Below are 19746 nucleotides of genomic sequence, written 5' to 3'. Positions count from 1 at the left end.
GCTCATCCACTCGTCTTTTGGAGTATCAACGATGCCCATCGCAACCCCTGAGGTCTACGCCGAGATGATCGACCGGGCGAAGGCTGGCAAGTTCGCCTACCCCGCGGTCAACATCACGTCGTCCTCGACCGTCACCGCCGCCATCCAGGGCTTCGCGGAGGCCGAGTCGGACGGCATCATCCAGGTCTCCGTGGGCGGCGCCGAGTACGCGTCGGGCTCGACCATCAAGGACCGCATCGCCGGTTCGCTGGCCCTGGCCGCCTACGCCACCGAGGTCGCCAAGAACTACAGCGTGAACATCGCGCTGCACACGGACCACTGCGTCAAGAAGAACCTGGACTCCTGGGTCCGCCCGCTCCTCGCCCTCGAGGCGGAGCAGGTCAAGAAGGGTCTCAACCCGACCTTCCAGTCGCACATGTTCGACGGCTCGGACATCCCGCTGGACGAGAACCTCGTCATCGCCGCCGAGCTGCTCGAGCTCTCGCAGGCCGCGCGCACCATCCTCGAGATCGAGGTCGGCGTCGTCGGTGGCGAGGAGGACGGCCACGTCGCGGAGATCAACGAGAAGCTCTACACGACGGCCGAGGACGGCCTCGCGACCGTCCGCGCCCTCGGCGCCGGCGAGAAGGGCCGCTACCTGACGGCCCTCACCTTCGGCAACGTGCACGGCGTGTACAAGCCGGGTGCCGTCAAGCTGCGCCCGTCGATCCTCGCCGACATCCAGAAGGCCGTCGGCGACGAGATCGGCAAGGCCAACCCGTTCGACCTCGTGTTCCACGGCGGCTCGGGCTCGACGGCGGAGGAGATCGCCGAGGCGGTCGACAACGGTGTCATCAAGATGAACATCGACACCGACACGCAGTACGCGTACACGCGCCCGGTGGCCGACTGGATGCTGAAGAACTACGACGGCGTCATCAAGGCCGACGGCGAGATCGGCAACAAGAAGCAGTACGACCCGCGCGCCTGGGCGAAGGCGGCCGAGGCCGGCATGGCCCAGCGCATCGTCGAGGCGAGCCAGCAGCTCCGCTCGGCCGGCCAGAAGATGCGCTGACCGTGAGCTGACGCTCTCGCAGCACGACGGAGCCTCCCACCCGACAGGGTGGGAGGCTCCGTGTCTTTGCGCTAGTCGAGGCCTTCGACGTCGTCGACGATCTCCAGGAGCTCGCCGATGCGGGTGACCTCGAGGAGGAACTTCACCGTCGGCGGGGCGCGCAGGATGCGGACCTTCTGGGGCATGCGGGAGGCGACGCGGGCGAGGAACGCGACGCCCGACGAGTCCATGAACGTGATGTGGTGCGCGTCGATCTCGACGGGCAGGCCCGTCGCCTCGGCCTCGGCGGTCGCCTCGCTGAGCTCTGCGCCGATGTCGGCGTCGATCTCTCCGGAGAGCACGATGCGGGCGCGCGTGGCCCCCACGATGAGGTGGACGCTCGCGGGGTCACCGATCTCGGGCGCTCCGTCGTGCGTACCCGTCCCTGAGACGGCGTCGGAAATGTCGCGCACGATGCTCCTTTCGCAGTCCCGGCCTCGCGTGCTTCCCGGGACCACACTACGGTGAAGTGACCAGCAGGAACACCACTTGTCCCGACGTGCCCGAGGGTGGAGGTTGCATGGCAGAGTCCCCGACGCGTGACGCACAGCCGTCCCCTGACCTCTTCGCGGAGCTGGCCGAGGGGACGGGCCTCTGCATGTTCCTGACCGGGTCGTACGACGACGGTCTGCCGCTGCTGTGGGTCAACGACGCGTTCCTGCGCAAGACGGGCGTCCCGGCGGGTGCGCAGCCCCCGCCCCCGGCCCCCGGGCGAGCGTCGCTGGGACCCCTCGAGCTCGTGCTGGCCGACCCGTCGAGCGGCGTGCTCGCGGTGCCCACGCTCGCCTCGGGCGAGGCCGGGACGTTCACCCTGGAGTGCCGCAAGGCGTCGGGCGGCACCTACTGGAGCCACGTGACGTTCACGCCCCGGCGGGACGCGACGGGTCGCGTGACGCACTACCTCGGCGTGAGCGTGGACGTCTCGGAGTACGTCGACGAGCGGTCCGCGCAGCTCCAGACCCTCGCCGTCGAGCGCCGGCGGCGCGCCGACCTGGACCTGGTCGCACAGACCACCGAGCTGCTCGGCGACCTCGAGTACCCGTTCGCGCTGCGCGACATCGCCGAGCTGCTGCGCACCGTGGTGCCGTGGGCGGCGTTCTACCTCCACGACGACGGGCTGCTGTTCGCCGAGGGCATCGACGTCGCCGCCCCGCCGGGCGGCCGCGGCCGCCGGCATGCGCGCCACGTCGTCGCGGGCGACCCGGAGCGCCCGCTGGAGGCGGGCACGCCCCGCCCCGGCCTGGAGACCGTCGACGCCGTCCAGGACCTGCTCGACGGGCTCGTCGACGGCCCCGTGCTGGTGCGTCTCGACGTCGAGTACCCGCCCTTCAGCGCGTCCGGGTGGCTGCGCCGCGACCTGGTGACGCGCGTCGTCGACGAGACGGGCGTGCGGCCCGCGTCGGTCGTCGTGCACGCCATGGGCGGACGCCGCCAGGTGCTGGGCCTGCTGGTCACGTGGAACGGGGACCAGGCGGGCGTCGCCGTCCCGGGTGACGGCGTCGCGGTGCTCAGCGAGCCCGACGACGTCCGTACGGTCGTCGAGGTCATCGCCCGCCGCGCCGGCACGGCCATCGACAACGCGCGCCTCTACGCGCGCGAGCACCGGCTCGCCGAGGCGCTCCAGCGCGCGATGCTGCCCGAGCAGGCCGACGTCACGGGCCTCGACGTGTGGACGTACTACGCGCCCAACGCGGAGCACGCCCAGGTGGGCGGCGACTGGTACGACGTGCTCGACATCGACGGCTCGACGGTCGGCCTCGTGATCGGCGACGTCGTCGGGCACGACGTCGAGGCCGCTGCCGCGATGGGCCAGCTGCGGTCCGTGGTGCGGTCGTACGCGTACGAGCTGACGACGCCCGGCGTGGTGCTCGACCGCGTCGACACGCTCGTGCAGGGCATGCGCATCCCCCGGTCGGCGAGCCTCGTGTACGCGACGCTGCGCAAGCGCGACGACGCCGCCGGGCCGGGCGAGGAGCGCTGGGACATGGAGTACACGCGGGCGGGCCACCTGCCGCCGCTGCTGCTGCGCGACGGCGAGGTGCGCCAGCTCGACGAGGGCGGCGGCTCCCTCGTGGGCTTCGGGTTCATCGAGCGCCGCACGGCCCGCGAGACGCTGCGGCCGGGCGACGTCCTGCTGCTCTACACGGACGGCCTCATCGAGCGCCGCGACCGCTCGCTCAAGGTGGGCCTCGACGCGCTCACCGAGACGTCGGCGCGCATCACGGCGCGCGACGCCGCGGGCGTGGGCGAGGAGCTGCTGAGCCGGCTGGCCGACGCGCCCGAGGACGACGTCGCCATCGTCGTCGTGCGGCTGCCGGACCCGGTGGCGGACGCCGTGACGCCCGCGCTGTCGCCGCGGTCGCGGCGCTGGCTGCTGCCGAGCGAGCCGGCGTCGATCGGGCGAGCGCGGCACGCGGTGCTGCGCTCGTGCGAGGCGTGGGGGCTGCCGGACTCGGCGTCGGCGGAGCTCGTGGTCTCCGAGCTCGTCGCCAACGGCGTGCTGCACGGGTGGGGCAACATCGGGCTGCGGCTGTTCGACACGGGCGACGGGCTGCGCATCGAGGTCGAGGACGCCAACCCGGCACCGCCCGTCACCACCGACGGCCACCCGAACCGCGTGGGCGGCTTCGGCATGCAGATCGTCGAACGCCTGGCGGACTGGGGCTGGCGCCCCTCGCGCTCGGGCAAGCTCGTGTGGGCGAAGCTCAAGCAGCCGGCGGCGTCGCTCGCCGTGCACTGAGGGGCGGCCACCGCACGCTGGGCGGGCGCGGGTCAGGCGGTCGGTCGCGGCCGGTGCGGGAGCGGGTCGGCCGCGGGGCTCCCGGCCGCGCCTGGACGCGTGAACGCCGTGTCGGCTGCCGAGTCCTCGCAGTCGTGGTCGCGGTCCACGCGGAACATGTCGAGCGCGCCGCACACCTCGAGCACGAACAGGTCGCGCTCGTCGGCGCCGCGCAGCACGGTGGCGCCGCCGCGCTTGCGGCCCGAGTCCGCCAGCGAGATGAGGAACGCCGCGCCCGTGGAGTCCATGAACGTCACGCGGCACATGTCGATGACGAGCAGCTGGCGGCGCAGGCCGACCACGCGGGAGGCGATCTCCGGGAACTGGTCGCGTTCGGCGAGGTCGAGGTCGCCGGTGATCACGAGGGTCGTCGTCGTCGGCGACGTCGCGATCTCGATCATGCTGCGAGAGTACGCGACAACACCCGGGTGAGATGGTCAACGACCGGTAAACTGCGCTGCGGTCCAGGTTGTCGCGTCGTCACGTGACCACCGGGGCAACAAGCCATCCAAGGGAAGGATCCCCATGCCTGCAGTCGTGCTCGTCGGTGCCCAGTGGGGCGATGAGGGCAAGGGCAAGGCGACGGACCTGCTCGGGTCGCGCGTCGACTACGTCGTCAAGTTCAACGGCGGCAACAACGCCGGGCACACCGTCGTCATCGGTGACGAGAAGTACGCCCTGCACCTGCTGCCGTCGGGCATCCTGTCCGAGGGCGTCGTGCCGGTGATCGGCAACGGCGTCGTCGTCGACATCGAGGTGCTGTTCGAGGAGCTCGAGGCGCTCGAGTCGCGCGGCGTAGACGTCTCGCGCCTGCTGGTCTCGTCGCAGGCGCACGTCATCACCTCGTTCCACCGGACGCTGGACAAGGTGACCGAGCGGTTCCTCGGCTCGCGCCGCATCGGGACGACGGGCCGCGGCATCGGCCCGGCCTACGCGGACAAGATCAACCGCCTGGGCATCCGCATCGCGGACCTGTTCGACCCGAAGATCCTGCACGACAAGATCGAGGGCTCGCTCAACCAGAAGAACCACCTGCTGGTGAAGATGTACAACCGCCGCGCGGTCGACGTCGACGCCGTCACCGAGGAGCTGCTGGCGTACGCGGACCGGCTCAAGCCGATGGTCGCGAACACGCCCCTGGTGCTCAACAACGCGCTCGACGAGGGCAAGACGCTGCTCTTCGAGGCCGGCCAGGCGACGATGCTCGACATCGACCACGGCACCTACCCGTTCGTGACGTCGTCGTCGGCCACCGCGGGCGGTGCGGTGACGGGCTCGGGCATCGGGCCGACCCGCGTCGACTCCGTCATCGGCGTCATCAAGGCGTACACGACGCGCGTCGGCGAGGGCCCGTTCCCCACCGAGCTGTTCGACGACAAGGGCGAGTACCTGCGCAAGACGGGTGGCGAGTACGGCGTGACCACCGGCCGCGCGCGCCGCACCGGCTGGTACGACGCCGTCATCGCGCGCTACGCCTCGCGCGTCAACGGCCTGACGGACCTCGTGGTCACCAAGCTCGACGTGCTCACCGGCCTCGACAAGGTGCCGGTGTGCGTGGGCTACGACGTCGACGGCACGCGCTTCGACGAGATGCCCGACAACCAGAGCGACTTCCACCACGCGAAGCCGGTCTACGAGGAGCTCCCTGGCTGGTGGGAGGACATCTCGGGTGCGCGCGAGATCTCGGACCTGCCCGCCAACGCCCAGGCGTACCTCCGCTACATCGAGGACATCTCGGGCTGCCGCATCTCCGCGGTGGGCGTCGGCCCGCGCCGCGACGAGATCATCCCGGTGCACGACCTGATCCACGCGCGCTGACGCGGGCCCGCGCGGCCGGGTCGGCGGTTCTGTTTCGGGTCGGCTGATACATCCGCCGACCCGAAGCAGAACCGCCGACCCGACCGGGGCCTGCCCCCAACCCCGGGGATCGGCAGGCGCCGCGGAGCGGGCGGCCGCGCCGCGAGGCGACGCGGCTGCCTACACTTGGCGCCCGTGAAGATCCTCGTCGTCGGGCCCGGCGCCCGCGAGCACGCCATCGTTCACTCCCTGGCCGCCGAGGGCGTCCACGAGCTGCACGCCGCTCCCGGCAACCCGGGCATCGCGCGCGAGGCGACGCTCCACGCCGTCGACGCGAACGACGGCGCCGCCGTCGCTGCGCTCGCCGCGTCGCTCGGGGCGGACCTCGTCGTCGTCGGGCCCGAGGCGCCGCTGGTCGCGGGCGTCGCGGACGCCGTCGCCGCGGCGGGCTTCCCGGTCTTCGGCCCGACGGCCGCCGCCGCGCAGCTCGAGGGCTCGAAGTCGTTCGCCAAGGACGTCATGGCCGCGGCCGGCGTGCCGACGGCGATGGCGCACGTGTGCACCACGGTCGAGGAGGTCGCGGCCGCGCTCGACGCGTTCGGCGCGCCGTACGTCGTCAAGGACGACGGGCTGGCCGCGGGCAAGGGCGTCGTCGTGACGTCCTCCCGGGAGGAGGCGCTGGCCCACGGGGCCGAGGCGCTGGCAGCCCGGGGGGCATCGTCTCCGGGCGATGCCCGGGTGGTCGTCGAGGAGTACCTCGACGGCCCGGAGGTCTCGCTCTTCGTCATCTCCGACGGCACCCACGTGGTGCCGCTCCAGCCCGCGCAGGACTTCAAGCGCGTGGGCGACGACGACGCCGGGCCCAACACGGGCGGCATGGGCGCCTACTCGCCGCTCGACTGGGCCCCCGCCGGCCTGGTCGACGAGGTCGTCGAGCGCATCGCGCAGCCGACGATCGACGAGATGGCCCGCCGCGGCACCCCCTTCGCGGGCGTGCTCTACGTGGGGCTCGCGCTCACGTCGCGCGGCACGCGCGTCGTCGAGTTCAACGCCCGCTTCGGCGACCCCGAGACGCAGGTCGTCCTCGCCCGCCTGCAGTCCCCGCTGTCCACGCTGCTGCTCGCCTCGGCCACGGGCGCGATCGACGAGCTGCCCGCGCTGCGCTGGTCGTCGTCGCCGGTGGTCAACGTCGTCGTCGCCTCGCAGGGCTACCCGGGGGCGAACCGCACCGGCGACCCCGTCACGGGCATCGACGACGCCGAGGCGCTCGACGGCGTGCACGTGCTGCACGCCGGCACCTCGGTGACCGTGGACGGCACGCTGGTCTCCGCCGGCGGCCGCGTGCTCTCGGTCGTCGCCGAGGGCGCGACGTTCGACGAGGCCCGCGCCCGCGCCTACGAGGGCGTCGCCCGCATCGGCCTGGAGGGCTCGCACCACCGCACGGACATCGGCCTCAAGGCCGGCCGCGGCGAGATCACCGTTCCGTCCCTCTGACCGCACCCGTCATCCTGCGCGACGTCGCAGGGCGGGTTCGCGGACCATCACTCCTACACACGAGAGGTCACGATCGTGACTGAAGCGTTCGGCGGCGGCGCCCTCGACCTGCCCGGCTGGCGGCACGTCTACTCCGGCAAGGTCCGTGACCTGTACGAGCCCGACCTGCCCGCGCTGGGCGGCGCGCACCCGCTGGGCGACGTCGTGCTCGTCGTCGCCTCGGACCGCGTGTCGGCGTACGACCACGTGCTCAGCCCCGGCATCCCCGACAAGGGCGTGGTGCTGACCCAGCTCAGCCTGTGGTGGTTCGAGCAGCTTGCCGACGTCGTGCCCAACCACGTGGTGTCGACCGAGGCCAGCGCGGAGCCGTTCGACGGCCTGGTGCCCGACGTCGTCGCGGGCCGCGCGATGATCTGCCGGCGCCTGCAGATGTACCCCGTCGAGTGCGTGGTGCGCGGGTACCTGACGGGCTCGGGCCTCGCGGAGTACCGCGCGTCCGGGTCGGTCACGGGGATCGCCCTGCCGCCCGGGCTGGTCGACGGGTCGCGGCTGCCCGAGCCGATCTTCACCCCGGCCACCAAGGCCGAGGTGGGCGAGCACGACGAGAACGTGCCGTTCTCCGCCGTCGTCGAGGCGCTCGGCGAGGGTCCGGCGACGACGCTGCGCGACCTCACGCTGGCCGTGTATGCACGGGCCGAGCAGATCGCGCGCGAGCGGGGCATCATCCTGGCGGACACCAAGCTGGAGTTCGGCGTCGACCCGGCCACCGGCGTCGTCGTCCTGGGCGACGAGGTGCTCACCCCGGACTCGTCGCGCTTCTGGCCCGCCGACGCGTGGGAGCCCGGCCACGCCCAGCCGAGCTACGACAAGCAGTACGTCCGCGACTGGCTGACGTCCCCGGCGTCGGGCTGGGACCGCGCGACGGACACGCCGCCCCCGCCTCTCCCGGCCGACATCGTGGCTAGAACCCGCGCCCGCTACCTGGAGGCCTACGAACGCCTGACGGGCGCCCCCCTCACCTGACCACGACGGTCGAGCGACCCTGAAGGTCCGCGTATGGGAGCCCATACGCGGACCTTCAGAGTCGCCCGCGAGCCGGGTGGGCCGGGTGGGCCGGGTCGGGTGGGCGGGTCAGGTGCGGGTTCGGCCGTAGGTGCGGACCGCCAGCGCGTAGGCCAGCAGACCCAGGCCCACCAGCCACGCGAGCGCGACCCAGATGTCCGTTCCCACCGGGCGGTGGTCGATCAGGGCCCGCATGGACTCGACGATCGACGTGACCGGCTGGTTCTCCGCGAACCACCGGACCGGGCCCGGCATGGTCGCCGTCGGCACGAAGGCCGACGACAGGAACGGCAGGAAGATCAGCGGGTAGCTGAAGGCCGACGCGCCCTCCATGGTCGAGGCCGTGAGGCCCGGGACGACGGCCAGCCACGTCAGGGCGAGCGTGAACAGCACCAGCAGGCCGAGGAACCCGAGCCAGCCGGCGAACGACGCCTGCGGGCGGAAGCCCATCGCGAACCCGACCCCGATGATGATCGCGGCCGTGACGAGGTTCGAGAACACCGACGTCAGCACGTGCGACCACAGGACCGCCGAGCGGGCGATCGGCATGGTCTGGAACCGGGCGTTGATGCCCTTCTGCTTGTCGCCCCACAGGCGGAACGCCGTGTACGCGACGCCCGAGGCGACCGTGATGAGCAGGATGCCCGGCAGCAGGTAGTTCGTGTAGTTGCCCGTGCCCTGGATGGCCCCGCCGAAGACGTAGCGGAACAGCAGGAACAGAGCGAGCGGCGTGACGGCCACCGTGATGATGGTGTCCGGGGACCGCAGGATCTGCTTCATGAGGCGGCCCGTGAGGGCGGTGGTGTCGCGGAACATGGTCAGGCCTCCTTGCCGGTCGTGGTGCCGGTCTTGGTGCCGGTCGTGGTGCCGGTCGTGGCGGCCGACGACGTCGAGCCGGTGATGGCGAGGAAGATCTCCTCGAGCGTCGGCTGCTTCTCGACGTACTCGACCGTGGCGGGCGGGAACATCGCCTTGAGCTCGGCGAGCGTGCCGTTCGCGATGATCGTGCCGCCGTGCAGGATCGCGATGCGGCCGGCCAGCGCCTCCGCCTCGTCGAGGTACTGCGTGGTGAGCAGGATCGTGGTGCCGCCGTCGGCGAGCTCCTTGACGGTCTTCCACACCTCGAGGCGCCCCTCGGGGTCGAGGCCTGTGGTGGGCTCGTCCAGGAAGATGATCTCGGGCGTGCCGACCAGGCTCATGGCGATGTCGAGCCGCCGCTTCATGCCGCCGGAGTAGGTGCCGGCGCGGCGGTCGGCCGCCTCCGTGAGCCCGAAGCGGGCCAGCAGGTCCGTGGCGACCTGCTTCGGCGCCCGCTCGCGGCGCAGCACCGCGATGAGCTCGAGGTTCTCGCGGCCCGTGAGGATCTCGTCGACGGCCGCGAACTGGCCCGTGAGCGAGATGGCCTGGCGGACCTTGCCGGCCTCGGCGGCGACGTCGTGCCCCGCGAGCGCGGCGCTGCCGCTGTCGGCGGCCAGGAGCGTCGACAGGATGTTGATGGTGGTGGTCTTGCCGGCGCCGTTCGAGCCGAGCAGGGCGAAGATCTCGCCCCGCCGCACCTCGAAGGTGACGCCCTGGAGCACGGCGTTGTCGCCGAAGGACTTGCGCAGGTCGGTGACCTGGATCGTGGCAGTCATGATCGCTTCTCCTCGGTGCTCTCAGACCCCGGTGAACGGGGAGGTGGACTCCGGGCGGCGCACGACGACGTCGCCGTAGGAGGTGGTGGCGTGGATCTCGGCGGTGGGGCCGCCGTCGGGCGCGCCGGACGGCGTGAGCCGGTTGCGCACCTGGCCGAACTTGGTGGACGCGTCGAGCCAGGCGGCCGTGCCCTCCGGCACGCCCACCTCGACCGACCCGTAGGACGTGTGGAGGGTCGCGACGCCCTCGTCGAGCGAGTCGATGCGGATGCCGCCCGACGACGTCTTGGCCCCGACGGTGCCGCGCACGCGCCCGACGACGATCTCGCCGTGGGCGCCCGCGACCTCGAGCGAGCCCGCGACGGAGCCGACCGTGACGTCGCCCGCCGAGGACTTGATCGTGCCGTCGCCGCTCAGCTCGCGGACCCGCACCGACCCGGCGGCCGACGTGATCGTCGCCGTCCCGGACACGCGCCCGACGACGACGCTGCCGGCCGCTGCGCGCACGTCGAGCCGCGTGGCCTGGTCGATCGTGCCGTTGCCGGCGGACAGCGCGACGTCGACGACGCCGAGCGGCCCCTCCGTGTACAGCGGGCCGAAGGCGAGCTTGCCGGTCAGGTCGGAGCCGAGCGGCACCTCGATCGTGACCTCGACGGTGCCCTTGGGGCCGATCACGAGCTTCCGCAGCGACGTCGGGGACCCGACGGTCAGGACGTTGTTGGCGAAGGTCGCGGTCGTCTCCTGGGCGAGTCGGGCGTCGGCCGCCTTGCCGGGGTTGGTGGGCAGGATCGTGACGACGGCGTCGTCGCGCTCTGCGGCGACCACCTGGACGGTGCCGGCGACCTGGTCGACGACGACGGTGACCGGACCGGAGGCAGGGAAAGTAGGCATGGTTGCTCCAAGGAAGGTGCGGCGGGGCCGCGGAGAAGGTGGTGCGTGACGGGTGGGCGCGTCAGCGCACCCAGCCGGTGACGTGGGTGCCGCCGACCCGCGTGACGCGGGTGGTGCCGGCGGGGGTGCCCTGGGCGAGCGCGGCGGAGACGGCGCGCACGAGCCAGGTGTTGACGGACACGCCGTCGCGGGCCGCGGAGACCTCGACCTGGGCCTTGAGGTTGTCGGGCAGGCGGAGCGTGGTGCGGGTGGTGGCGCCGTCCTCGGCGTCGGCCGGGGGTGCCGGCGGGGCGAAGGAGGCGGGTGCGGGTGCGGCGCCGGTGCGGCCGGCGTCGGGCTCGGGGAGGGCGACGACGAACTCGGGTTCGCCGCCCCGCAGACGCACGTCGACGGACCCGGGGGCGAGCTCCGTGGAGATCTCGCCGGCGGCGGCCGACAGGGCGTCGAGAAGAACGAGGCGGACGGCGGCGTCGAGCGTGCCCGTGAGGCGCTGCGCGATCTGCTGGGCCTCGGGCCCCCCGGTCTCGGCCGCCTGGGTGAGCCGCTGCTGGAGGTCGTCGACGTACCGCGTGATGTCCATGACGCAACTATGACACCACAGTGGTGTCATGACAACACCTTTGTGGTGTCAATCGTGATGCAGCAGGTCAGCGGGCAGAAAGAGGCCCGCCCCCGGTGTCGGGAGGCGGGCCGTGGTGTCGTGGGTCTCCCGGTCAGGAGCCCGTCAGCTCCGGCAGGATCGCCATCGTCGCCATGAAGAGCGCCATGCCGAAGATCGCCGAGAGGACGCCCAGCCCGATCGCGACGTACGCGAGGACCCGGCCGCCCTGGCCCGTGCGCCGGATCCGCCGCAGGGAGACGAAGCCGAGGATGATCGGGACGAGGCCGAGGGGGAAGGTGACGATCGCGGCGATGGCGTAGCCGTCGACGCCCTCGGTCCGAGGGGCCGGTGCGGAGAACGAGCCGTAGCTGCCGTGGGTCATGAGTCGATGGTCGCACCACCGTCCCGCGACGGCCGACCGATGTCCCGTCGAGACGCGGGATCAGGCCGCCGTTGCTGCCCGGTAGACTGACGCCGCACACCCCCCTTCCTCTCGCGAGAGATTCATTCGAGGAGCCCCTGTGGGACGCGTCGTCGTCGAGGTCATGCCCAAGCCCGAGATCCTGGACCCCCAGGGCAAGGCCGTGGTCGGGGCGCTGCCGCGCCTCGGGTTCACGCAGTTCACCAGCGTGCGGCAGGGCAAGCGGTTCGAGCTCGAGGTCGAGGGCGACGTCACGCCCGAGATCCTCGCCGCCGCGCAGCAGGCCGCCGAGACGCTGCTGAGCAACCCGATCATCGAGGACGTCGTCAACGTCTTCGACGCCACCCCCGCCGCGACCGCGGTCAACGCCTGATGACGGGCGTCGAGGGCGCCCGCATCGGCGTCATCACCTTCCCCGGCACGCTCGACGACCGGGACGCGCAGCGCGCGGTCCGCCTCGCCGGCGCCACCCCCGTCGCCCTGTGGCACGCGGACGCCGACCTCCAGGGCGTCGACGCCGTCGTGATCCCCGGCGGGTTCTCCTACGGCGACTACCTGCGCGCGGGCGCGATCAGCCGCTTCGCCGCCGCCATGACGTCGGTCGCCGACGCCGCGCAGGGCGGCCTGCCCGTCCTCGGCATCTGCAACGGCTTCCAGATCCTCACCGAGGCGCACCTGCTGCCCGGCTCGATGGTCAAGAACGACCACCTACACTTCATCTGCCGCGAGCAGGTGCTGGTCGTCGAGAACGCCACGACCGCCTGGACCAACCAGTACGAGGCCGGCCAGCGCATCACGGTGCCGCTGAAGAACCAGGACGGCCAGTACGTCGCCGACGAGCACACGCTCGACGAGCTCGAGGGCGAGGGCCGCGTGGTGTTCCGCTACGACGGCTGGAACCCCAACGGCTCGCGCCGCAACATCGCGGGCATCACCAACGAGCGGGGCAACGTCGTCGGGCTCATGCCGCACCCCGAGCACGCCGTCGAGGCGGGCTTCGGCCCCGACGCCGCCGCCGGTGCCCGCCAGGGCACGGACGGCCTCGGCTTCTTCACCTCGGTGCTCGCGGCGCTCGTCAACGCCTGACCCGCACCGCGAAGGGGGCCCGTCGTCGTGACGGGCCCCCTTCGCGGTGCCTACGACGCCGCGACGACGTCGTTCTCTGCACCGCCGAGACGACGTCGTTCCCTACGACGCCGCGATGACGGAGTGCCGCGTGCCCGGCTGGTATGGGCACAGCGGGTCCGACTCGAGCGGGTCGCCCGTGTGCGCGTAGGCGCGGGCGCGCGAGCCGCCGCACCACAGGTGGTACTCGCAGTCGCCGCAGCGGCCCTTGAAGCCGGCCGGGTCGCGCAGGGCGCGCATCGTCGCGTCGTCGCGGTACAGGTCCACGAGCGAGCGTTCCTTGACGTTGCCGACGGCGAGCGGCAGGAAGCCCGACGGCGTGACGTCGCCCGTGTGCGAGACGAACACGATGCCGTTGCCGTCACGGATCCCGAACGACCGGGCCATCGGCAGCGCCTCGATCTCGGCGGGCGTGCGGCCGGCCTTCTCGTGGCGCATCGCCGCGACGCGGCGGTACGACGTCGCCTCCGTGGTGCGCACCACGAACGGGGCCTCGCGTGCGATGCTCAGCAGCCACCGCATGAGCTTCTCGGCCTCGCCCGGCGACGGCTCCTGGAGCTGCGTGCCGCGGCCCGTGGAGATGAGGAAGAACAGGCTCCAGGTCATGAGCGTGCGCGTGCGCAGCAGCTCGTAGACGGCGGGCATGTCCGGCAGCGTGTCGGCCGTGACCAGGGTGTTCACCTGGACCGGCATCCCGACGGACGCGGCGACGTCGAGCAGCTCCAGGGTCGTCTCGAACGTGCCCGGCACCTGCCGGACGCCGTCGTGCAGGGCGGCCGTGGACCCGTCGAGGCTCAACGAGATGGCCTGCACCCCCAGCTCCCGCAGGCCCTCCAGCCGGTCGCGGCCCAGCAGCGGCGTGGCGGCCGGGGCGAGCGAGACGCCGATGCCGCGGTCCGTCGCGGCGGCGATGAGCTCGTCCAGGTCGGCGCGGCGCAGCGGGTCGCCGCCCGTCATGACGACGTGGGGGAGCGGGTCGCCGAACTCGGTGATCTGGTCGAGCACCGCCAGCGCCTGGCGCGTCGTGAGCTCGCCCGGCAGCGGCTGGCGTACGGCCTCCGCCCGGCAGTGGCGGCACGCGAGGCCGCAGGCCGTCGTCAGCTCCCAGTACACGATCATCGGGGCGCGCTGGTACGCGAAGTTCTCGTGCCGGACGGCGCCGATCGCCGTGGCGGCCGAGGGGTGGGTCGGGGCCATCGTCATCGACCGACTCCTTCGTTCAGGGGTACGCCGACGCTAGCGGCTCGCCGTCCGACGCCGGTACGTGAGGGCGGTCACTGGCGCTTGCGGCACCGTGCCGCCGTGGGCGCGTGCTGGGGCCCGACGGCGGTGACCTGCGGGTTCGTCGCCGGTGCGGCTCTTGCGAGGCGCCGGGAGCCCGGCGCGGGACGGCGTGTGCGGGGTGCGGCGCGTGCGGGGGCGCGGTGTGTGTGGGGCGTGGCGTGTGCTGGGCGCGGCGTGTGCTGGGCGCGCGAAGGGGCGGCGTGTGTTGAGCGCCTGAGGACGGCCGTGGGGCTCGGGAGCGCGGTGGGCGCCGGTGCAGGGGTGGCGCGTGCTCAGCGCAAGAGTGCGACGACGTCGCGGGCGCGTCGGCCGCGAGGGAGCGTGGGCCGGTAGCCCCGCCGCGGGCCTGCGACGGGCGGCTCGTCGTCGGCGTCCGTCTGGTGGTCCGCGGGCGTCAGGCCGGTCGAGGCCAGGACGGCGCGGTCGAGGTCTGCGACCGAGCTGTAGCCCGAACGCCGCGCGACGACGTCGAGGTCCCCGGAGAAGCGGGCGTCGTCGAGGTGCTCGAGCGCGAGGTCCAGCCGGGCCTGGGCGATGTGGCCGGCGACGCTCCGGGGGGCGTGCTCGAAGAGCCGGGCGAGCGTGCGGTCCGTGATGCCCAGCGCCGCGGCGACGTCGGCGGGCGTCAGGTGCGGGTTCGCCGCCTCCGCGGCGATGACCTCGAGCACCCGGGCGCGCAGCGCGGCGCGCGACGGGTCCCGCGCCGGGAGCGGCCGCAGATGGGCAGCAACGGGCCGCTCGTGGAGGCGGACCGCTGCTGGCGTGGGCATACCACGAGTGTGACGGGAGGGGCGCGATCTCCGCTGTCCGGGGGCGCGAAGAGTGCGGGTGTGGCGCCCACAGGATGCTGTGGGCGCCACACCGGGGTGCTAGAGGTGCCTGCCGCGGTCGGCGGAGTCGGCTGAGGACGCCGAGCCAGGGGAGGCGGCGGACGCGGCGGCGTCGCCGGAGGCGGGAGCGTCGCCAGAGGCGGTGGGCTCTGCGGAGTCGGCGGATGACGCGGAGTCGGCGGATGACGCGGAGCCTGCCGAGTCGGTGGAGGACGCAGAGCCGGCAAAGTCGGCCGAGGACGCTGACGCGGCCGCGGACGCCGTCGGCTCCGTGCGCGTCGGCTCGGCGGCGGGCGCGCCGAGGAACCCGCTGACGTCCTGCGGCAGCGGCTCGACGACCGCGTCGCTGAGCAGCGCGCGGATCGCGGACATCTGCTCCTCGAGCTCCGCCTTGCGCAGCGTGATCTCCTCGAGCTCCGCGCGGGCGGACGCGAGCGTCCGGTTGGTGTCGGCGTGCGTGCGCGCGAGCATGGCCTGCGCGTGCAGGTCGATCTCCGAGCGCAGCTCCGTGACCTCGTCACGGACGCGGCGACGCAGCTGCTCGGCCTCGGCGCGGGCGTCCGCCAGCACCTGGTCGGCCTCCTCGCGCGTGCGCTGCGCGGCCGCGAGCTCGTCGTCGCACCGGCGCTGCGTCGCGGCGACGATCTCGGCCGACTGTCGCTGGGCGGCCGCGACCGTGTGCTCGGCGTCGAGCTGGGCGGACTGCACCAGCTGGGTGGCCTCGTGCTGCGCGTCGGCGCGCGTGTTCTCCGCCTCGGTGACGGCCGCGGCGATGAGGCGCTCGATGCGCTCGCCGAAGCTCAGCCCGATCTCGGCGACGGGGACGGGGATCTCCTCGTCCGCCGCGGTCGGGAGGACGGCTGCGGGGAGGTACTCGTCGTCGTCGAGGTCGGCCTCCGTGACGACGACGTCGAACGCGTCCGCGTCCTCGGGCAGGTTCAGCGGCTCGGCGGCGACGTCGTCGGCGAACGTGCCCTCCTCGGTGCCCACGGGCACGTGCGACTCCTCGGGGTCGATGCTCGACGCGGGCTCGGCGCCCGCGTCGTCGTGCTGCTCCGGCGCGACGCCGGCGGGGGCGTCGAGCCCGTCGGTCCGGGCGGGCTCGGTCTGCGCGGGCTCCGTCTGCACGAACCCGGTGTGTGCGGGGTCTGTCTGCGTGGGCTCGAAGTCCGTCGGTGCGTAGCTCGTCCCCGGGGTGCCCGTCAGGACGCCGCCAGCCCGCTCGTCGGCAGCGGTGGCCGCCGCGTCGGGCGCGAGCGGAACCTGCGGCGCGTCGTCGCGGGCGGACGTGGCCTCGTCGTGCGCTACGTCGTGCTGCTCTGGCGCGACGTCGGCGGGGAAGCCAGCGTCCCGCCCTCCACCGTCCCGGACCTCGCCACCGGACGCGGCGCCACCGGACCCAGCGCCACCGGACCCAGCGCCACCGGACGCAGCGCTGTCGGACGCAGCATCGTCGGACCCGGCGTCGTCGGACGCAGCGCCGTCGGGACCCACCTCGTCGCGCCGCGCGCCGACGACCTGCGGGGCGTCGTCGCCGAACCCGAACACGGGGACGTAGGACTCGGTGGGCGCGGTCGGCTGGAACGACGACGGCGCGAACGAGCGCGGGATCCCGCCGAGCACCGTGCGGCGCTCGGGGACGGGCGCGGACGCCTCGGTCTGCTCGGCGGGCCCGCCGCCGACGATCGTGTCGAAGTCGGGCTCGAGCGGCGGGACGCCGGGCGCATCGGCGGGCTCGGCCCACCAGGGGTGCGACCCCTCGGGGGCGGGCGCCTGCGGGTCGTCGGCCGGGTGGTTGCGGAACCAGCGCATCACTGCTCGCCTCCGTCGTGCTGGGCGGGGGCGGGGGCCGGGCCGGCGCCCAGACCGAGCGAGCGGCGCAGGGTCTCGAGCTGGACGGCGATCTGGTCGCGGCGCTGCACGAGCTCGCGCGTGGAGCGCTCGGCGTCGGCGCGCACGCGCGCGACCTCCGTCTGCGCCTCGGCGACGAGGCCCGCGGCGCGCGCGGCGGCGGTCGACGTGGCGGCGTCGGCGTCGGCCTTAGCCTGGCGGCGGATCTCCTCGGCCTCGGCGAGCGCCTCGGTGCGGGCCGTCTCGGCCTCGTCGCGCAGCGCCTGGGCGCGCGCCTCGATGCGGGCGGCCTCGATGCGGGCCTCCTCGACCAGGCGGTGCGCCTTCTCCTGGGCGTCGGCAACCGTGGTGCGGGCGTCGTGCTCGGCGCGGCGGCGCTCGTCCCCGGCGGCCTGCAACGTCTCGCGGGTCAGGGCGTCGGCCGCGGCGGCGGCCTCGCGGCGCGCCTCGGCGGCGGCGTCGCGGCCCTCGGCGAGCAGGCGGTCGGACTCGGCGCGCGCCGCGGCGATCGTCGCCGTCGCGTGGACCTGCGCCTCGGTGACCGTCGTGTCTGCGTCGCGGCGCGCGTCGGTGAGCAGCTGCGCCGCCTTCTCGCGCGCCTCGCCGACGGCGTCGGCCGCCTCGGCGGCGGCCATGGCCACCATGCGCTCCATGCGCTCGCCGTACCCGTGGGCGGCCGTCTGGTCGGCGACGGGCCGTGGGGGACTGGCGATGAACCCGTCGGTCACTCGTGCTCCCAAGTCGAACGGGCCGGGGGCTCCCGGCGCCAGGTGCCTACGCTACCGGCCGTGCGACGACGCCCCGCGCGGCCTGTCGTGCGGGCTGGCGCGCACGCCTTCTGCCCGCCGCCCAGCGGATGTGTCTAACACCACAATCCCGGGTCCTGTCCACGAACAAGCACTTCGCGCCCCTCTGGCGCGGGTCGGAGCCGATCCCGGGGGACGATAGCCGCACCACCCGACACGACCGCCGAGGAAGCCGCACCATGACGATGACCGAGCGTCACCAGTCTGACGTCGTCACCGCCGACGACGTCGTCTATGTCGCGCCCCGGGTCGAGCTCACGGTCTGCCCGCGCGCACTGACGACGTTCTGCCGCTTCGAGGTCTCGGGCCGCGCGTACGGCACGGAGGTCGACGGTGTCGAGGTCGAGGTGAGCGTCGCCGGCGTCACCCGCACGGGCCGCGTGACCGACGGTACCTGGGCGGTGCACTTCGAGGCCGGCGCGCTGGCGCACCGGCACGCGGGCGTCCGCCCGGTCACCGCGCGCCTGACCGACTCCTGGTTCAACGCCGCGCAGTGCACCGAGTGGGTCACCATCGACGAGTTCCTCGACGGGTTCGTCCACGTCGACGGCCGCCACCGCCTCGAGGGCAAGGCCGGGCCGGACGGCGAGCTCGTCGCCTCGGGCGAGCTCGCGCTCGGCACGCACGAGGCGGGTCGCGAGCTCGTGGTCATGCTGGTGCGCGACGACGACGAGGCCGTCGTCGTCTCGACGGGCCTCGTGGAGCCCGGCTGGCGCCACGGCGAGTGGGCCGCCCGCCTGCCGCTGGCAGGCGTGACGACGGGCACCTACCGGATCCGCGCGCTGCTCACGGACACGGTCTGCGCCAGCCTGACCCGCCTCGCGGTGGGTCGCGCGTTCCGCCTGCCCTGACGCCGCCTGCCCTGACGCCACCGGCACCCGGGCCGCCCTGATCCGGCCGGTCGGCCGGCCGCGGTGCCGGCCGCCGCTACCTGTCCACAGCCGCGCCTTCCGCCTCGTTGCGCACAAGGCCGCCGCTCTGCCGCGTGGCGGCGCCGCGCCGGCTGGTCGCATGGGGCCGTGCGCACGCCCCGGCCCCTGCCTCCTGGTCTCCTCCGTCTTGCCGCCGAGCAGGAGGGTCTGCTCGCCTCCGCCCAGCTCACCCTGCACAGGGTGGACGGCGCGCGGGTCGCGCGTCTCGCGAGCCAGCGCCGGATCCTCCCGGTCACCCGAGGCGTGTACGACACCGTCCTGGTCCCACCCCGCGAGCGGACCGGGCACGAGGCGTTCGACCATCGGCGGCGCCGGGCCGCGCTCGTCGCGCTGCTGGCCCTCGGCGGCAACGCGTTCGCCGTCGGCGCCTGTGCCCTCGCGATGCACGGCGTCCAGGGCCTGCCCGTCGACATCGAGCCCGAGGCCGCCGTGCGGGACGGCGGGCCGCGACGTCCGCGCGACGGCATCACGGTCCGCCGGTACGACGGCTGCTCCGTCGTCATGCGTGACGGGTGGCCGGTGTCGTCGGTCGAGAACGCGCTCGTGCACACGGTCCCCAGCCTCGGACGCCGGCGGGCGCTCGCGGTGCTGGACAGCGCCTGCCATCTTCGGCTGACCGACGCGGCCGGTGTCGCGGCCGCGCACGAGCGAGCCCGGGGCCGGCCGGGTGTGGAACGGACGCACGACGTCTGGGCGCTCGCCGACGCCCGCTCCGAGTCTCCGCTGGAGTCCGTCGCCCGGCTGGGCTGCATCGATGCGGGCGTCCCGCCCGACGCTCTCCAGGTCGAGGTGGTCGACGTGGGCGGACGGTTCGTCGCGCGGTGCGATCTCGGGTGGTGGCTCGGGGAAGACCGGTGGCTCGTCGTCGAGGTCGACGGTGCGGACCCGCACTCGCTGCCCGACGCCCTCTTCCGCGACCGTCGTCGGCAGAACGCGCTGCTCACGGGCGGCGTCCAGCTCGTCCGCGTGACGTCGGAGGACGTATGGCGGGGCGCTCTCGCCCCGCTGGTGACGCCGATCCTGCGCCGGGCGGGATGGGCGCCCGGCCGCCTGGTGCCGGACCGGGCGGTCCTGCGTCCCTCGCTTTCGGCGTAGTACTTCCTTGCGTCTGGGGGCTCAGAACGCAAGGAGGTACTACATCGAAAC

The 19746-nt window shown here is 73.6% G+C and carries 20 protein-coding genes; 9 read left to right on the top strand and 11 right to left on the bottom strand.

What is annotated here, in order from left to right:
- Positions 1 to 31 precede the first annotated feature (31 nt).
- The gene (fbaA, locus tag ET471_RS04125) at positions 32 to 1054 is read left to right on the top strand and encodes a class II fructose-bisphosphate aldolase (RefSeq protein WP_129186727.1); all 1023 of its coding nucleotides are present in this window, start codon (positions 32 to 34) and stop codon (positions 1052 to 1054) included.
- Between the two features lie 71 nt (positions 1055 to 1125).
- Here the strand turns inward: fbaA and ET471_RS04120 are convergent, their stop codons facing one another.
- Positions 1126 to 1506: an STAS domain-containing protein gene (locus ET471_RS04120; protein ID WP_129186726.1), complete on the bottom strand. Its 381-nt coding sequence runs from the start codon at positions 1504 to 1506 to the stop codon at positions 1126 to 1128.
- 107 nt (positions 1507 to 1613) lie between these two features.
- Between ET471_RS04120 and ET471_RS04115 the strand changes: the two genes are divergently transcribed.
- On the top strand, positions 1614 to 3833 hold the full coding sequence (locus tag ET471_RS04115) for an ATP-binding SpoIIE family protein phosphatase (protein WP_129186725.1): 2220 nt from the start codon (positions 1614 to 1616) through the stop codon (positions 3831 to 3833).
- Positions 3834 to 3865: 32 nt separating this feature from the next.
- Here ET471_RS04115 and ET471_RS04110 read toward each other — a convergent pair whose 3' ends face one another.
- Entirely contained in the window at positions 3866 to 4273 is a 408-nt protein-coding gene (locus ET471_RS04110) for an STAS domain-containing protein (protein WP_129186724.1), read from the bottom strand.
- Between the two features lie 124 nt (positions 4274 to 4397).
- Between ET471_RS04110 and ET471_RS04105 the strand changes: the two genes are divergently transcribed.
- The 3 genes from ET471_RS04105 to ET471_RS04095 all read left to right on the top strand — a co-directional run bounded on the left by ET471_RS04105 (position 4398) and on the right by ET471_RS04095 (position 8186).
- Complete coding sequence (locus ET471_RS04105; RefSeq protein WP_129186723.1) at positions 4398 to 5690, top strand: adenylosuccinate synthase; 1293 nt, start codon at positions 4398 to 4400, stop codon at positions 5688 to 5690.
- A 174-nt stretch (positions 5691 to 5864) separates the two neighbouring features.
- Positions 5865 to 7163 (top strand): phosphoribosylamine--glycine ligase, encoded by a 1299-nt coding sequence (gene purD / locus ET471_RS04100; protein WP_129186722.1) that lies wholly within the window; start codon positions 5865 to 5867, stop codon positions 7161 to 7163.
- Between the two features lie 75 nt (positions 7164 to 7238).
- Positions 7239 to 8186 (top strand): phosphoribosylaminoimidazolesuccinocarboxamide synthase, encoded by a 948-nt coding sequence (locus ET471_RS04095; protein ID WP_129186721.1) that lies wholly within the window; start codon positions 7239 to 7241, stop codon positions 8184 to 8186.
- Positions 8187 to 8294: 108 nt separating this feature from the next.
- Here the strand turns inward: ET471_RS04095 and ET471_RS04090 are convergent, their stop codons facing one another.
- From ET471_RS04090 to ET471_RS04070, 5 genes are all read right to left on the bottom strand, one after another.
- A complete protein-coding gene (locus tag ET471_RS04090) occupies positions 8295 to 9041 on the bottom strand; it encodes an ABC transporter permease (RefSeq protein ID WP_129186720.1) in 747 nt (248 codons plus the stop codon).
- A gap of 2 nt (positions 9042 to 9043) precedes the next feature.
- Positions 9044 to 9859, bottom strand: coding sequence for an ABC transporter ATP-binding protein (locus ET471_RS04085; RefSeq protein ID WP_129186719.1), 816 nt, complete (start codon positions 9857 to 9859; stop codon positions 9044 to 9046).
- A 21-nt stretch (positions 9860 to 9880) separates the two neighbouring features.
- The gene (locus ET471_RS04080; protein ID WP_129186718.1) at positions 9881 to 10750 is read right to left on the bottom strand and encodes a DUF4097 family beta strand repeat-containing protein; all 870 of its coding nucleotides are present in this window, start codon (positions 10748 to 10750) and stop codon (positions 9881 to 9883) included.
- A 61-nt stretch (positions 10751 to 10811) separates the two neighbouring features.
- Positions 10812 to 11330 (bottom strand): histidine kinase, encoded by a 519-nt coding sequence (locus ET471_RS04075; RefSeq protein ID WP_242496418.1) that lies wholly within the window; start codon positions 11328 to 11330, stop codon positions 10812 to 10814.
- A gap of 133 nt (positions 11331 to 11463) precedes the next feature.
- Positions 11464 to 11733: a DUF4190 domain-containing protein gene (locus tag ET471_RS04070; protein ID WP_129186716.1), complete on the bottom strand. Its 270-nt coding sequence runs from the start codon at positions 11731 to 11733 to the stop codon at positions 11464 to 11466.
- 139 nt (positions 11734 to 11872) lie between these two features.
- Here ET471_RS04070 and purS point away from each other — a divergent pair, with 139 nt between their 5' ends.
- Complete coding sequence (gene purS / locus ET471_RS04065) at positions 11873 to 12145, top strand: phosphoribosylformylglycinamidine synthase subunit PurS (RefSeq protein ID WP_129186715.1); 273 nt, start codon at positions 11873 to 11875, stop codon at positions 12143 to 12145.
- The gene (gene purQ, locus ET471_RS04060; RefSeq protein ID WP_129186714.1) at positions 12145 to 12858 is read left to right on the top strand and encodes a phosphoribosylformylglycinamidine synthase subunit PurQ; all 714 of its coding nucleotides are present in this window, start codon (positions 12145 to 12147) and stop codon (positions 12856 to 12858) included. The genes purS and purQ overlap by 1 nt, the downstream gene beginning before the upstream one ends.
- A 102-nt stretch (positions 12859 to 12960) precedes the next feature.
- Here the strand turns inward: purQ and ET471_RS04055 are convergent, their stop codons facing one another.
- From ET471_RS04055 to ET471_RS04040, 4 genes are all read right to left on the bottom strand, one after another.
- Positions 12961 to 14100: a TIGR04053 family radical SAM/SPASM domain-containing protein gene (locus tag ET471_RS04055; protein WP_129186713.1), complete on the bottom strand. Its 1140-nt coding sequence runs from the start codon at positions 14098 to 14100 to the stop codon at positions 12961 to 12963.
- A gap of 353 nt (positions 14101 to 14453) precedes the next feature.
- Positions 14454 to 14951 carry a helix-turn-helix domain-containing protein gene (locus tag ET471_RS04050; protein WP_129186712.1) on the bottom strand — a complete coding sequence of 166 codons (498 nt, stop codon included), beginning with the start codon at positions 14949 to 14951 and terminating at the stop codon, positions 14454 to 14456.
- A gap of 99 nt (positions 14952 to 15050) precedes the next feature.
- Positions 15051 to 16823, bottom strand: a complete 1773-nt coding sequence (locus ET471_RS17885; protein WP_165350398.1) for a hypothetical protein — start codon at positions 16821 to 16823, stop codon at positions 15051 to 15053.
- Positions 16823 to 17590: a hypothetical protein gene (locus ET471_RS04040; RefSeq protein ID WP_129186711.1), complete on the bottom strand. Its 768-nt coding sequence runs from the start codon at positions 17588 to 17590 to the stop codon at positions 16823 to 16825. Before ET471_RS04040 ends, ET471_RS17885 begins: the two co-directional genes overlap by 1 nt.
- Positions 17591 to 17853: 263 nt before the next feature.
- Between ET471_RS04040 and ET471_RS04035 the strand changes: the two genes are divergently transcribed.
- Complete coding sequence (locus tag ET471_RS04035; protein ID WP_165350397.1) at positions 17854 to 18519, top strand: hypothetical protein; 666 nt, start codon at positions 17854 to 17856, stop codon at positions 18517 to 18519.
- A gap of 168 nt (positions 18520 to 18687) precedes the next feature.
- Positions 18688 to 19695, top strand: coding sequence for a hypothetical protein (locus ET471_RS04030; RefSeq protein ID WP_129186709.1), 1008 nt, complete (start codon positions 18688 to 18690; stop codon positions 19693 to 19695).
- The last annotated feature ends 51 nt before the right edge of the window (positions 19696 to 19746 follow it).

This window comes from Xylanimonas protaetiae, assembly GCF_004135385.1.
In the GTDB taxonomy this organism is placed as follows: domain Bacteria; phylum Actinomycetota; class Actinomycetes; order Actinomycetales; family Cellulomonadaceae; genus Xylanimonas; species Xylanimonas protaetiae.
This window is presented reverse-complemented; position numbering and strand designations above follow the sequence as displayed.